15 protein-coding genes are annotated in these 13,452 nt (G+C 56.9%); 8 read left to right on the top strand and 7 right to left on the bottom strand.

Annotation, left to right across the window (positions count from 1 at the left end; all coding sequences use genetic code 11):
- Positions 1-120 precede the first annotated feature (120 nt).
- Positions 121-1,032 carry a 2-dehydropantoate 2-reductase gene (panE, locus tag DEO48_RS07865; protein WP_109844819.1) on the top strand — a complete coding sequence of 304 codons (912 nt, stop codon included), beginning with the start codon at positions 121-123 and terminating at the stop codon, positions 1,030-1,032.
- The gene (gene yajL, locus DEO48_RS07860) at positions 995-1,585 is read left to right on the top strand and encodes a protein deglycase YajL (protein ID WP_023310563.1); all 591 of its coding nucleotides are present in this window, start codon (positions 995-997) and stop codon (positions 1,583-1,585) included. The genes panE and yajL overlap by 38 nt, the downstream gene beginning before the upstream one ends.
- Before the next feature lie 67 nt (positions 1,586-1,652).
- Here yajL and thiI read toward each other — a convergent pair whose 3' ends face one another.
- Complete coding sequence (thiI, locus tag DEO48_RS07855) at positions 1,653-3,101, bottom strand: tRNA uracil 4-sulfurtransferase ThiI (protein ID WP_109844818.1); 1,449 nt, start codon at positions 3,099-3,101, stop codon at positions 1,653-1,655.
- A 191-nt stretch (positions 3,102-3,292) separates the two neighbouring features.
- On the opposite strand from thiI, the gene xseB reads away from it, so the two are divergent.
- The 4 genes from xseB to DEO48_RS07835 all read left to right on the top strand — a co-directional run bounded on the left by xseB (position 3,293) and on the right by DEO48_RS07835 (position 7,360).
- Entirely contained in the window at positions 3,293-3,535 is a 243-nt protein-coding gene (xseB, locus tag DEO48_RS07850) for an exodeoxyribonuclease VII small subunit (protein ID WP_008503331.1), read from the top strand.
- On the top strand, positions 3,536-4,435 hold the full coding sequence (gene ispA / locus DEO48_RS07845; RefSeq protein ID WP_109844817.1) for a (2E,6E)-farnesyl diphosphate synthase: 900 nt from the start codon (positions 3,536-3,538) through the stop codon (positions 4,433-4,435). It begins immediately after the preceding gene.
- A gap of 24 nt (positions 4,436-4,459) precedes the next feature.
- Positions 4,460-6,322, top strand: a complete 1,863-nt coding sequence (gene dxs / locus DEO48_RS07840) for a 1-deoxy-D-xylulose-5-phosphate synthase (RefSeq protein WP_109844816.1) — start codon at positions 4,460-4,462, stop codon at positions 6,320-6,322.
- A gap of 63 nt (positions 6,323-6,385) precedes the next feature.
- A complete protein-coding gene (locus DEO48_RS07835; protein WP_063930900.1) occupies positions 6,386-7,360 on the top strand; it encodes an aldo/keto reductase in 975 nt (324 codons plus the stop codon).
- 68 nt (positions 7,361-7,428) lie between these two features.
- Here the strand turns inward: DEO48_RS07835 and thiL are convergent, their stop codons facing one another.
- The 5 genes from thiL to nrdR all read right to left on the bottom strand — a co-directional run bounded on the left by thiL (position 7,429) and on the right by nrdR (position 11,034).
- Positions 7,429-8,400, bottom strand: a complete 972-nt coding sequence (thiL, locus tag DEO48_RS07830) for a thiamine-phosphate kinase (RefSeq protein ID WP_109844815.1) — start codon at positions 8,398-8,400, stop codon at positions 7,429-7,431.
- A 77-nt stretch (positions 8,401-8,477) separates the two neighbouring features.
- The gene (nusB, locus tag DEO48_RS07825; protein ID WP_006809908.1) at positions 8,478-8,897 is read right to left on the bottom strand and encodes a transcription antitermination factor NusB; all 420 of its coding nucleotides are present in this window, start codon (positions 8,895-8,897) and stop codon (positions 8,478-8,480) included.
- Positions 8,898-8,918: 21 nt separating this feature from the next.
- Entirely contained in the window at positions 8,919-9,389 is a 471-nt protein-coding gene (gene ribE, locus DEO48_RS07820) for a 6,7-dimethyl-8-ribityllumazine synthase (protein WP_006176874.1), read from the bottom strand.
- Between the two features lie 87 nt (positions 9,390-9,476).
- On the bottom strand, positions 9,477-10,580 hold the full coding sequence (ribD, locus tag DEO48_RS07815) for a bifunctional diaminohydroxyphosphoribosylaminopyrimidine deaminase/5-amino-6-(5-phosphoribosylamino)uracil reductase RibD (protein ID WP_109844814.1): 1,104 nt from the start codon (positions 10,578-10,580) through the stop codon (positions 9,477-9,479).
- 4 nt (positions 10,581-10,584) lie between these two features.
- The gene (nrdR, locus tag DEO48_RS07810; protein ID WP_008503337.1) at positions 10,585-11,034 is read right to left on the bottom strand and encodes a transcriptional regulator NrdR; all 450 of its coding nucleotides are present in this window, start codon (positions 11,032-11,034) and stop codon (positions 10,585-10,587) included.
- Positions 11,035-11,186: 152 nt separating this feature from the next.
- Between nrdR and DEO48_RS07805 the strand changes: the two genes are divergently transcribed.
- A complete protein-coding gene (locus tag DEO48_RS07805; RefSeq protein WP_023310555.1) occupies positions 11,187-11,726 on the top strand; it encodes a DUF3251 domain-containing protein in 540 nt (179 codons plus the stop codon).
- Between the two features lie 267 nt (positions 11,727-11,993).
- A complete protein-coding gene (locus DEO48_RS07800; protein WP_025756198.1) occupies positions 11,994-12,878 on the top strand; it encodes a nucleoside-specific channel-forming protein Tsx in 885 nt (294 codons plus the stop codon).
- A 120-nt stretch (positions 12,879-12,998) separates the two neighbouring features.
- Here the strand turns inward: DEO48_RS07800 and DEO48_RS07795 are convergent.
- Positions 12,999-13,452, bottom strand: a 454-nt coding sequence (locus DEO48_RS07795) for a YafY family protein (protein WP_109844813.1), incomplete at its 5' end; no start/stop codon positions are given.

The raw sequence follows: 13,452 nt of genomic DNA, 5'->3' as shown, positions 1-13,452 counted from the left end.
TTTTCTTCTCCCTTCACTTTTGTTGCGTTGCATAATACCCGCTACGAGGCATAACTCAACAGAAGCTTAGCTGTATAATTAAGCTGTAACACCTGGCGCAGTTGCAGGTGAGGAGGAACAATGAAAATTACGGTGCTCGGATGCGGAGCGCTTGGTCAGCTGTGGCTGACCGCGCTGTGCAAGCACGGACATGAGGTTCAGGGCTGGCTGCGCGTGCCCCAGCCCTATTGCAGTGTAAACCTGATTGGTGAAGACGGAAGCATCTTTAACGAATCCCTCACCGCGAACGATCCTGACTTCCTGGCGCAAAGCGACCTTTTACTGGTAACGCTTAAAGCGTGGCAGGTCTCAGACGCGGTAAAAACGCTGGCCGCGCAGCTCCCCCCCACTTCGCCCATACTGCTGCTGCATAACGGCATGGGGACCCTTGATGAGCTGAAAAACGTCCCGCAGCCCCTGCTGATGGCGACGACAACGCACGCTGCGCGTCGCGACGGCAACATCATCGTGCATGTCGCCAGCGGCGTGACGCACATCGGGCCCGCCAGAACTCAGGATGGAGATTACAGCTATCTTGCCGATGTGCTGCAGAAGGTGCTGCCGGACGTCGCCTGGCACAACAACATCCGCCCTCAGCTATGGCGCAAGCTGGCGGTAAACTGCGTAATCAATCCGCTGACGGCGCTGTGGAACTGCCCGAACGGAGAGCTGAAAAATCATCCGCAGGACGTTGCCATGCTGTGTGCGGAAGTCGCGGCGGTCGTTGAGCGGGAAGGCCTGCATACCTCGGCCGACGATTTGCGCTGCTATGTCGAGCAGGTCATTGAGAGCACGGCAGAAAACATCTCCTCGATGCTGCAGGATGTTCGGGCATTACGCCACACGGAGATCGACTACATCACCGGCTATCTGTTAAAACGCGCCCGCGCGCACGGTATAGCCGTGCCGGAAAACGCCCGTCTGTATGACCTGGTTAAACGTAAGGAGAGTGAATATGAGCGCGTCAGCACTGATCTGCCTCGCCCCTGGTAGCGAAGAGATGGAAGCGGTCACCACCATTGATTTGATGGTGCGCGGCGGCATTAAGGTCACCACCGCCAGCGTCGCCAGCGACGGTAATCTGGCAATCACCTGCTCGCGCGGGGTGAAAATCCTTGCGGATGCCCCCCTTGTTCAGGTGGCTGACGGCGATTACGACATCATCGTTCTGCCCGGCGGCTTAAAAGGCGCGGAATGTTTTCGCGACAGCCCGCTGCTGGTCGAGACCGTGCGTCAGTTTCATTTATCCGGCCGCATCGTCGCGGCAATCTGTGCCGCCGCCGGAACGGTTCTGATTCCGCACGATATCTTCCCCATCGGCAACATGACCGGTTTCCCGGGGCTTAAGGATACGATCCCGGAAGAGCACTGGGTGGATAAACGAGTCGTCTGGGATCCGCGCGTCAACCTGCTGACCAGCCAGGGGCCAGGCACCGCGATTGATTTTGGCTTAAAGATTATTGACCTGCTGGTCGGGCGCGAGAAAGCGTACGAAGTAGCGTCATCGCTGGTGATGCCGGCGGGGATTTATAATTATTACGAATAGGTGTTCTCCCTCACCCTGTGGGAGAGGGCCGGGGTGAGGGCTTCAGGCCGCACTCCCCGGCAATAAACTACGGGCGATACACCTTCACATTCGCAAAGCCCTGCTCGCGCAGATACAGCGCCTGCAGACGGCTCATCACCCCACGCTCACACCACAGCAGATAGGTTTTGCTCTGGTCGAGGTCGCCAAATTTGGTGCTCAGCTTGTAGAACGGCAGAGAAACCACTTCGACGCCTTCAACCTGCAGCGGCTTGTCATCCTGCTCATCAATGGAGCGAATATCCAGAATTGCATCGTTAGCGCCGAAACCGCTCACGGTTTCAACTTCTACGACTTCCTGCTCGGTCTGCTGGGCAATCTCGCGGATGTCGATGTTGGAGGCTTCCTCCACCACTTTTTCCAGAATGCTGAAATCGAAGTTCTCTTCTTCCGCTTCGATCTTCGCCTTCACCGCCTTCACCGTTGGGCTTTTTGAGATCACGCCGCAGTATTCCGGCATGGTGCGGGCAAAATCTTCGGTGCCGATTTCGCGCGCCAGGTCGATGATGTGCTCTTTGTCGTGGGAGATCAGCGGGCGCAGGATCAGCGTATCAGACACATTGTCGATCAGACGCAGGTTGGTCAGCGTCTGGCTGGATACCTGGCCCAGCGCTTCACCGGTGACCAGCGCCTGCACGCCGTAGCGCTCGGCAACTTTGGACGCCGCACGCACCATCATGCGCTTCAGCACCACGCCCATCTGGCCGTCGTCCACTTTTTCGAGGATTTCGCCGACCACAGGTTCGAAGTTGATCGCCACGAAACGCACGCGGTGGGAGCTGCCGAAGCGGTTCCACAGATAATGCGCCACCTGACGTACGCCGATTTCGTGCGCCGCACCGCCCAGGTTGAAGAAGCAATAGTGCACACGGCAGCCGCGACGCATCAGCATATAGCTGGAAACGCCGGAATCGAAGCCGCCGGAGATCAGGGACAATACGTCTTCCTGGGTGCCAATCGGGAAGCCGCCGATACCTTCATAGCGCCCTTTCACCAGCAGCAGGCGATCGTTTTCGATCTCCAGGTTCACGGTCACGTCCGGGTTGGTCAGACGAACGCGCGCCGTTTCAACGTGCTGGTTCAAACCGCCGCCGACGTAACGTTCCACTTCAATAGAGCTGAACTCGTGCTTGCCGCGACGCTTCACGCGCACGCAGAAGGTTTTGCCTTCGATCTGATCGCGGTACTGGAGCAGCGCTTTCTCGAAGATGTCGTGCATATCGCTGAACGGAACATCTTCCACTTCCAGGATATGGTGGATCCCCGGAATACGGGTCAGCGCGTCGCGAATATCCTGACGTTTGTTTTCGTCTTTGGCGCGCACTTCAACGTGGTCCCAGTGGCGCACCACGGCGAGGGTTTCGTCGTAGTGCTTTAATACGTTACGAATGTTCCCGGTGAGAATTTTAATAAAGCGCAAACGCACAGATTGGCTTTTGATGGTGATTTCAGGGAACAATTTAATGATAAACTTCATGGCGGCAATGTTTCTTAGGCAAGCGTATTAAGGCTTGTAATGGAAAAGAGTACAGCAGCCCACACCCGTGACTGCATCCAGGCGCGCAAGTATACCACCATCGCGCCGCTCCTGTGCACATTGCGCGTTATTTGATAATTGCCCTGAGTCCGTTACCATGTCGGGGCTGAGAATATAAGAGTCAATTCACTATGCCGAAGAAGAACGACGCACCGGCCAGTTTCGAAACTGCGCTGAGTGAACTGGAGCAAATCGTTACCCGTCTTGAGAGCGGCGATCTCCCGCTGGAAGAGGCGCTCAATGAATTCGAGCGTGGCGTGCAGCTGGCGCGCCAGGGACAGGTCAAACTGCAGCAGGCCGAGCAGCGCGTGCAGATCCTGCTTTCCGACAGCGAAGACGCGAAAACCACGCCTTTCACACCGGACGCCGAGTAAATGGATTTTGCCAACGAGCTTCAGGCGCGTGTCGTACGCGCCAACGACGCCCTGCGCCGTTTTATTGCGCCACAGCCTTTTCAGAACACTCCACTGGTTGAAGCCATGCACTATGGCGCACTCTTGGGTGGAAAGCGCCTGCGCCCGTTCCTGGTGTACGCCACAGGCAATATGTTTGGCATCAGCGATAACACGCTGGACGCCCCGGCAGCCGCCGTGGAGTGCATCCACGCCTACTCGCTGATCCACGACGATCTCCCGGCCATGGACGACGACGATTTGCGTCGGGGTCAACCCACCTGCCATATCAAGTTTGGCGAGGCGAATGCCATTCTGGCGGGTGATGCCCTGCAAACGCTGGCATTCTCGATTCTGAGCGACGCGCCGATGGCGGAAGTGGCCGACCGCGACCGCCTGGCGATGATCTCCGAGCTGGCAATGGCCAGCGGCGTGGCCGGCATGTGCGGCGGACAGGCGCTGGATCTTGAAGCGGAAGGACGTCAGGTTAATCTGGAACAGCTGGAACGTATTCACCGCCATAAAACCGGGGCGTTGATTCGGTCAGCCGTTCGCCTGGGCGCGCTGAGCGCGGGTGAACAAGGGCGCAAAGCCCTGCCGATTCTGGACAGATACGCAGAAAGTATCGGTCTGGCATTCCAGGTTCAGGATGACATTCTGGATGTGGTGGGCGATACTGCAACATTGGGTAAACGTCAGGGTGCGGACCAGCAGCTTGGCAAAAGTACCTACCCCGCCCTGCTGGGCCTTGAGCAAGCCCAACGTAAAGCCCGGGATCTGATTGACGAAGCCCGCCAGTCCCTAAATGAACTGGCCGCGCAATCGCTGGATACCTCGGCACTGGAAGCGCTAGCGGACTATATAATCCAGCGTAATAAATAAACTATATATCTCGATGAGCCTTTGATGAGTTTTGATATTGCCAAATACCCGACACTGGCGTTAGTTGACTCCACCCAGGAGCTACGTCTGTTGCCGAAAGAGAGCCTGCCGAAGCTGTGCGACGAGCTGCGTCGCTACCTGCTCGACAGCGTAAGCCGCTCCAGCGGCCATTTCGCCTCCGGGCTTGGCACGGTAGAGCTGACCGTGGCGCTGCACTACGTCTATAACACGCCGTTCGATCAGCTGATCTGGGACGTGGGGCACCAGGCTTATCCGCACAAAATTCTGACCGGACGTCGCGATAAAATTGGCACCATTCGTCAGAAAGGCGGCCTGCACCCGTTCCCGTGGCGCGGTGAGAGCGAGTACGACGTGCTGAGCGTCGGCCACTCTTCCACCTCCATTTCTGCGGGCATCGGGATTGCCGTTGCCGCCGAGAAAGAGAACAAGCAGCGCCGCACCGTCTGCGTGATTGGCGACGGCGCCATCACCGCAGGGATGGCCTTCGAAGCCATGAACCACGCGGGCGATATCAAGCCGGACATGCTGGTTATCCTTAACGATAACGAAATGTCGATCTCCGAGAACGTCGGCGCGCTGAACAACCATCTGGCCCAGCTGCTCTCCGGCAAGCTTTACTCCTCGCTGCGCGAAGGCGGCAAGAAAGTCTTCTCCGGCGTACCGCCGATTAAAGAGCTGCTCAAGCGCACCGAAGAGCACATCAAAGGCATGGTCGTGCCGGGCACCCTGTTTGAAGAGCTGGGCTTTAACTATATTGGCCCGGTTGACGGCCACGACGTGCTGGGCCTGGTGACCACGCTCAAGAACATGCGCGACCTGAAAGGCCCGCAGTTCCTGCACATTATGACCAAAAAAGGGCGCGGTTACGAACCGGCGGAAAAAGATCCGATCACCTTCCACGCGGTGCCGAAATTCGACCCGTCCAGCGGCTGTCTGCCAAAAAGCAGCGGCGGCATGCCGAGCTATTCCAAAATCTTCGGCGACTGGCTGTGCGAAACCGCAGCCAAAGACAACAAGCTGATGGCGGTGACGCCTGCCATGCGTGAAGGCTCCGGCATGGTGGAGTTCTCCAGAAAATACCCTGACCAGTATTTTGACGTTGCTATTGCCGAGCAGCATGCGGTGACGTTTGCGGCGGGCCTGGCCATTGGCGGCTACAAGCCGGTTGTCGCTATCTACTCCACCTTCCTGCAGCGCGCCTACGATCAGGTGATCCACGACGTGGCGATTCAGAAGCTGCCGGTACTGTTTGCTATAGATCGTGCAGGCATCGTCGGTGCCGACGGCCAGACGCACCAGGGCGCGTTTGATCTGTCTTTCCTGCGCTGTATTCCCGATATGGTTATCATGACGCCAAGCGACGAGAACGAATGCCGTCAGATGCTGTTTACCGGTTACCACTATCAGGATGGCCCAAGCGCCGTTCGCTACCCGCGCGGCAATGCGGTGGGCGTTGAGCTTCAGCCGCTGGAAAAACTACCGATCGGTAAAGGTCTGGTGAAGCGTCGCGGTGAAAAAGTGGCGATACTGAACTTCGGCACGCTGATGCCGGAGGCGGCTAAAGCGGCTGAAGCGTTGAATGCCACCCTGGTGGACATGCGCTTTGTGAAGCCGCTCGACGACTCTCTGATCCTGAGTATGGCTGAGACGCATGACGTGCTGGTCACGCTGGAAGAAAACGCCATCATGGGCGGCGCGGGCAGCGGCGTGAACGAGGTACTGATGGCGAACCGTAAAGCCGTGCCGGTGCTGAACCTCGGCCTGCCGGATCATTTCATTCCTCAGGGTACCCAGGACGAAGCCCGTGCGGCTATTGGCCTGGACGCCGCCGGTATCGAAGCCAAAATCCGTACCTGGCTGGACTGACCCCTCCCCCTTTTCCGCTCCTGCTATGCTTAAACCTGGTGTTTAAACAGCAGGAGCGGAACCGTGCAATACACAACATTAGGAAAAACGGACCTTAAGGTTTCCCGACTTTGTCTGGGATGCATGACCTTTGGCGAGCCCGATCGAGGAAACCATGCCTGGACGCTGCCGGAAGAGAGCAGCCGTCCGATTATCAAACGCGCCATCGAGGGCGGCATTAACTTCTTTGACACCGCCAACAGCTACTCCGACGGCAGCAGCGAGGAGATTGTCGGCCGCGCCCTGCGCGATTTTGCCCGTCGTGATGATATCGTCGTCGCCACCAAGGTCTACTACCCGGTGGGCGATCTGGCTGAGGGCCTTTCTCGCGCGCAGATCCTGCGCTCCATTGATGACAGCCTCAGACGCCTGAACATGGATTACGTCGATCTGCTGCAAATTCACCGCTGGGATTACAACACGCCAGTCGAGGAGACGCTTGAGGCGCTCAACGACGTGGTCAAAGCCGGGAAAGCTCGCTACATCGGCGCGTCGTCTATGCACGCGTCGCAGTTTGCCCAGGCACTGGATCTCCAGGCGCAGCACGGCTGGGCGCGATTTGTCACCATGCAGGATCACTACAATCTGATCTATCGTGAAGAAGAACGCGAGATGCTGCCGCTGTGCCATCAGGAGGGCGTGGCGGTGATCCCGTGGAGTCCGCTGGCGCGCGGCCGCCTGACCCGTCCATGGGGGGAAACCACAGCTCGCCTGGTATCGGATGAAGTGGGAAAAAATCTTTATTCCGGTACAGAAGCCAGCGATGCGCTGATTGCCGAACGTTTAGCCGGAATTGCCGACGATACCGGTGCCACTCGCGCCCAGGTAGCGCTGGCCTGGCTGCTGGGCAAGCGCGGGGTCGCGGCACCGATTATTGGAACGTCGCGGGAAGAACAGCTGGATGAGCTGCTGAATGCGGTGGATATCACGCTGACGCCAGAGCAGATTGCCGAGCTGGAGACGCCGTATCAGCCGCATCCGGTGGTGGGGTTTAAGTAAGCTCTTACCATCTAATCCGTAGGCCGGGTAAGGCGAAGCCGCCACCCGGCAATACAGAGCGCACAACATCACGCGAAGTGATCGTACCCTTTCCAGTCCAGCGTAACGGGCGCACCGTCTTTCACAAACTTCAGCCCTTCGCTCTCCGGCATGATCTGACCGATGCAGGTAAACTTCGCGCCGAGATGCGCTAACGCCACGTCCAGCGTTCCACGGTTGAGCTCAGGCACCGTGAAGCACAACTCATAGTCTTCACCACCGGAGAGCGCCCAGCGCAGGGCCTGCTCAGGCTCCACATGGCGAAGCAACTGCTCAGACAGCGGGAAGAGATCCAGGTCAACGCGCGCACCTACGCCGCTGGCCTTCAGGATATGGCCGAGATCGGAGATCAGCCCGTCAGAGAGATCGATAGCCGAGCTTGCCCGTTCGCGCAGCGCCTGGCCGTGCAAAATACGCGGCGTGGGCCGCAGGTGGCGTTTCACCAGATACGCCGCATCGTCAGCGTCTTCAACCGCTAAACGGTTCTGCAGGATCGCCAGCCCGGCCGCGCTGTCGCCCGGCGTACCGGTCACGTAGATCCAGTCGCCGGGTTTTGCACCTGAGCGCTTCAGCGCGCGGCCGAGCGGCACGTAGCCGTGGATCGCCAGCGTCATCGACAGCGGACCGGCAGTCGTGTCGCCGCCAATCAGCTGCATATCGTAATAGCTAAGCTGCTCAAACAGCGCATCGCTAAAGGCTTCCAGCCAGGCTTCATCTACCTCTGGCAGCGTCAGAGCCAGCGTTAGCCACGCGGGATCGGCACCCATCGCCGCCAGATCGCTGACGTTAACCGCCAGGGCTTTATACGCCAGATCGGCAGGATCGATATCCGGTAAGAAATGACGGCCGCACACCAGGGTGTCGGTGCTGATTGCCAGCGTCTGTTTTTCGGGAATATTGAGAAGTGCGCAGTCATCGCCAATGCCGGTTTCAACATCAAGACGAGAGGTTCTGACACGGTCGAAATAACGGGCAATCAGGGAGAATTCGCCGCATGCCATACGTTATGCCTCAGCAAATAAAAGAAAAAACCGGAGCCGCACTGCCCATCAGGCAATGCAGGACTCCGGTTTGCGGATCACTTTTTGTGGGGACGGATCGCAGGTGCTGCTTTATCAAGTACGCCGTTTACAAACTTGTGGCTGTCTTCAGCGCCGAAGGTTTTCGCCAGCTCGATCGCTTCGTTGATGGCCACTTTATACGGCACATCATCACGTTTAGACAGCTCAAACAGCGCGATACGCAACACTGCTTTTTCAACCTGACCCAGCTCTTCGAGCAGACGGGACAGGTATGGCTTCATCAAGCCATCGAGATACGCGCTATTAGTCGCCACTCCCGACAGCAGTTCGCGGAAGTACAGAACGTCAACGTCTTTTACGTCCTGTTCTGACAGGAACTGGTATTCAACATCAGCGATGTCGTTCTGGGACAACTGCCAGGAGTAAAGTGCCTGGACGGCACATTCACGGGCGCGGCGACGAGCAGCAGGTTTCACGGAATTCCCCTTACAAAAAAATCAGGCCTTGATGGCTTTCAATACATTGATCATTTCAAGCGCGGTCAGTGCAGCTTCTGCACCTTTGTTACCGGCTTTGGTGCCAGCACGTTCGATGGCTTGTTCAATACTTTCGGTGGTCAGCACGCCGAACGCGACAGGAATTTCAGCATCCTGCGCAACGTGTGCCAGACCGTTGCTTGCACCGCCCGCAACGTATTCGAAGTGCGCAGTGCCGCCACGAATAACGGTACCCAGCGCAATCACCGCGTCGTATTTACCGGTTTTCGCCAGCGCGCCCGCCGCCAGTGGCAGTTCGTAAGCGCCTGGAACCCAAACAACGGTAATATTGTCATCTTTAACCTGGCCGATACGTTTCAGGGCGTCAATCGCACCTTCCAGCAGGCTGTCGTTGATGAAGTTGTTGAAACGCGCAATGGTGATGGCGACGCGAGCGTCCGGGGTAGCTACAGCAGCTTCAATAATGTTCATACTCTTCCTTTACGGGTTCATTTGGCCCCGCAGGGGGGCGGATTTTATCATAATACTTTGCGCACTGCTTCCCTATTTCAGGAGCAATTACGCTGTCGTTAAGTGGAGGCAGACATCCGGGCCTACCGGACGAATCTCGCTAAATTTGAGTTGCGGTGCGTCGGCCAGTTTTTCAAGGCCGGGCAGAACAAACAGGCCGCGCGCGTCGTGACCTAAGAGTTTAGGCGCAACGTAAACAATCAGCTCATCCACCAGCCCGGCCTGTAAAAGCGCACCGGCGAGCGTTGGCCCCGCTTCAACCCAGATGCTGTTCACCTGCTGCTTGCCGAGCAGCATCATCAGCACCACCAGATCCAGATGACCGTTATGCTCCGGCACCATAATACTGCGCACGCCTTCCGGCCATTCGCGCGTATCTTCTTTAGTGCGGGCAATCCAGGTTTCACCCGGCTGCTGGACAATACGGTGCTCCGGCGTCACGCGGTTCTGGCTATCAATGATAATACGCAGCGGCTGACGCAGGTTCTCCTGCGGGTACAGCGCCTGAGTATCCGCATTCAGCTCGTCCCAGCGCACGGTCATGGCCGGATCGTCAGCCAGAACGGTTTCACTGCTGGTGAGAATAGCATGGCTTTGCGCGCGAAGACGTTGCACATCGCGCCTTGCCTGTGGCGACGTGATCCACTGGCTTTCGCCGTTTGCCATCGCCGTACGACCGTCCAGCGAGGCGCCCAGCTTAAGCTGAATATACGGGAACCCCGTGCGCATGCGCTTCAGAAAGCCTTTGTTGATCGCTTCCGCGTCCTGCATCATCAGCCCATGGCTGACGTCAATGCCTTCCTGCTGCAGGCGATACAGACCGCGTCCGGCAACCTGTGGATTCGGGTCCTGCATTGAGGCGACCACGCGTGAAACACCTGCCGCGATCAGCGCTTCGCAGCACGGCGGGGTACGCCCGTGATGGCTGCAGGGCTCCAGCGTGACGTAGGCTGTGGCACCGCGCGCCTTCTCACCGGCCATGCGCAACGCATGGACCTCGGCATGCGGCTCGCCAGCACGATAGTGAAACCCCTCCCCTACGATCTTGCCATCTTTAACGATAACGCACCCGACGTTCGGGTTGGGATGGGTGGTAAAACGACCGCGCTGCGCCAGCTTCATGGCTCTCGCCATGTAAATCTCATCCTGCATGAGCTTAATCCTGTAAGCGGGCGATCTCTTCGCCAAACTCTTTGATGTCTTCGAAGCTGCGGTAGACCGAGGCGAAGCGGATATAGGCGACCTTATCGAGCTTTTTCAGCTGCTCCATCACCAGGTTGCCGATCATTTTGCTCGGCACTTCACGCTCACCCAAACCACGAAGGTAAGATTTTATGTGGTTTAACGCCATCTCAACGTCGTCCGCGCTGACGGGTCGTTTTTCCAGAGCCTTCAGCATCCCGCTGCGCAGTTTCTCTTCGTTAAACGGCTCGCGCACGTCGTTGCTTTTTACCACGCGCGGCATTACCAGCTCTGCAACCTCAAAGGTCGTGAAACGCTCGTTGCACACCAGACACTGCCGACGACGGCGTACGGATGACCCTTCGCCCACAAGACGAGAGTCGATGACTTTGGTATCCACAGCGGAGCAGAATGGGCAATGCATACGGTATCCCTGTTATGTGGTTAACTAATTTTCATTTTACCCTGATCTGGCCTGACAACAAAGGAAGAGCTTTTTGAGACAAAGGATCTATGTCTGACACGTCGAGGCTGGCTACCATTAAGGCGATCCGTTATTTCAAGGAAATAAACGCAATGACAAGACGTTACCTTAAAATTTTGCTGGTGGGGAGCCTCTTCACCCTTAGCGCCTGTGCACAGCAAACCGAAGTCCGCCAGATGAAACAGAGCGTCAACACGCTCAATACGGCGATGGACAAACTGAATAAAGAAACGGTGAAGATCACCCAACAAAACGCGCTGAACGCAAAATCCAGCAGCGGGGTGTATCTGCTGCCGGGTGCCAACACGCCCGCGCGCCTGAACAGCCAGATTGGCACGTTAAAGATGTCTCTGGTGAATGTTGCAGCGAATGCCGATGGTACTCGCGCAACATTACGCATTCAGGGCGAGTCCAACGATCCACTTCCGGCCTTCAGTGGCACCGTCGAGTGGGGCCAGATCCAGGGCACAACCGAGAGCTATCAGGAAGTGAATGTGAAGAACCAGTTGTTCACTGCTCCCGCGAGTATACTGGCGCCCAGCGATGTTGATATCCCGCTTCAGCTGAGTGGACTCACGCCAGATCAGTTAGGTTTTATCCGCATCCACGATATCCAGCCCGCCGCGCAGTAACCCCTCATTCAGCGGAGTGCAATGTCACTCCGCTAACATTTACATTTCGTATGGATTGGCAACATAAATGATTGCCGCTACAATCCCGCCCGTTTAAAGTACGCAAACGTGAACGCAATCGATTACGCGTGTGAGAGATATGTGAAACAACACATATTTTTGTGAGCAGGGATTCCTATAATAGGCACCGCAGAAACACGAAATATTTAGAAACGCAATTCGCGCATTTTTCACTCCCGGAAGGGAATTTCAATCAGTGGCATGATTATGAAAAAAACATTACTTGCAGCCGGCGCTGTGCTGGCACTTTCCTCCTCTTTCACTGTTAACGCAGCGGAAAACGATAAACCACAATACCTCTCCGACTGGTGGCACCAGAGCGTTAACGTCGTGGGCAGCTACCACACCCGTTTCGGACCACAGATCCGCAACGATACCTACCTGGAGTACGAAGCGTTCGCCAAGAAAGACTGGTTTGATTTCTACGGCTATATGGATGCACCGGTATTCTTCGGCGGTAACACCGACGCGAAAGGTATCTGGAACCACGGTTCCCCACTGTTCATGGAAATTGAACCACGCTTCTCTATTGATAAACTGACCGGTACCAGCCTGGCGTTTGGTCCGTTCAAAGAGTGGTACTTCGCGAACAACTACATCTACGACATGGGCCGCAATAAGTCTGGTCGCCAGAGCACCTGGTACATGGGTCTGGGTACGGACATCGATACCGGCCTGCCAATGAGCCTGTCTCTGAACGTGTATGCTAAGTACCAGTGGCAGAACTACGGCGCCGCGAACGAAAACGAGTGGGATGGCTACCGTTTCAAAGTGAAATACTTTGTGCCAATTACCCAGCTGTGGGGCGGTAACCTGAGCTATATCGGCTTCACCAACTTTGACTGGGGTTCAGATCTGGGCGACAACGACTTCCGCGACCTGAACGGTAAGAAAGCGCGCACCAACGACTCCATCGCTTCCAGCCACATCCTGGCTCTGAACTACGATCACTGGCACTACTCTGTTGTTGCGCGTTACTGGCACAACGGTGGTCAGTGGAACGACGACGCGAGCCTGAACTTCGGCAACGGCGACTTCAGCGTTCGCTCTACCGGCTGGGGTGGTTACCTGGTTGTGGGTTATAACTTCTAATCTGTTCGGGACTGTGCGGGCTGATGCCCTCACCCTGACCCTCTCCCACAGGGAGAGGGAACAAATACTAAGAACGGCAACATACGTTGCCGTTTTGCTTTTACCTCGCCGCCAGGCTTTTTACTGCTTAACCTTCCGCAAAAAATCGGCCAGAGACCTGTCCGCACTCTCGCTAAACCGCCTCTCCGTCTGCACAATATTGAGACATCGGTCGAGCCGGAAACAGCGATAGTCATCGCGCCGTTCGCACCACGCCGCCAGCAGCCAGCGCTCACCCCAGAAGAACAATCCTAACGGCTGAACCTCACGCTGTGAGAGTTGCCCAACTTCGTCGCGGTAATGCAGCGCCAGCACACGCTGAGCGGAAATTGCCTGATGAATCATGTCAAAATCGCTACGGGAGTGGCTTTGCATGCAAAAATCCGGGGCGTAGATCCGCGTCTGCTCCGCCTTTCGACGACTCTCCTCGGGCAGGATAGCCAGCACCTTCTCCTGAGCCGACTCCAGCTCGCGCGAAAGCGATTCTCCTCCCCAGGTTTTGAGCAGGCGAATCGCGACGATCAGCGCCTCTGAC

Origin of the sequence: Enterobacter sp. CGMCC 5087 (assembly GCF_003144775.1) — a bacterium.
Classification (GTDB): Bacteria; Pseudomonadota; Gammaproteobacteria; order Enterobacterales; family Enterobacteriaceae; genus Enterobacter; species Enterobacter cloacae_M.
Note: the sequence above shows the minus strand (reverse complement) of the source record. Positions and strands in the feature narration are given on the sequence as shown.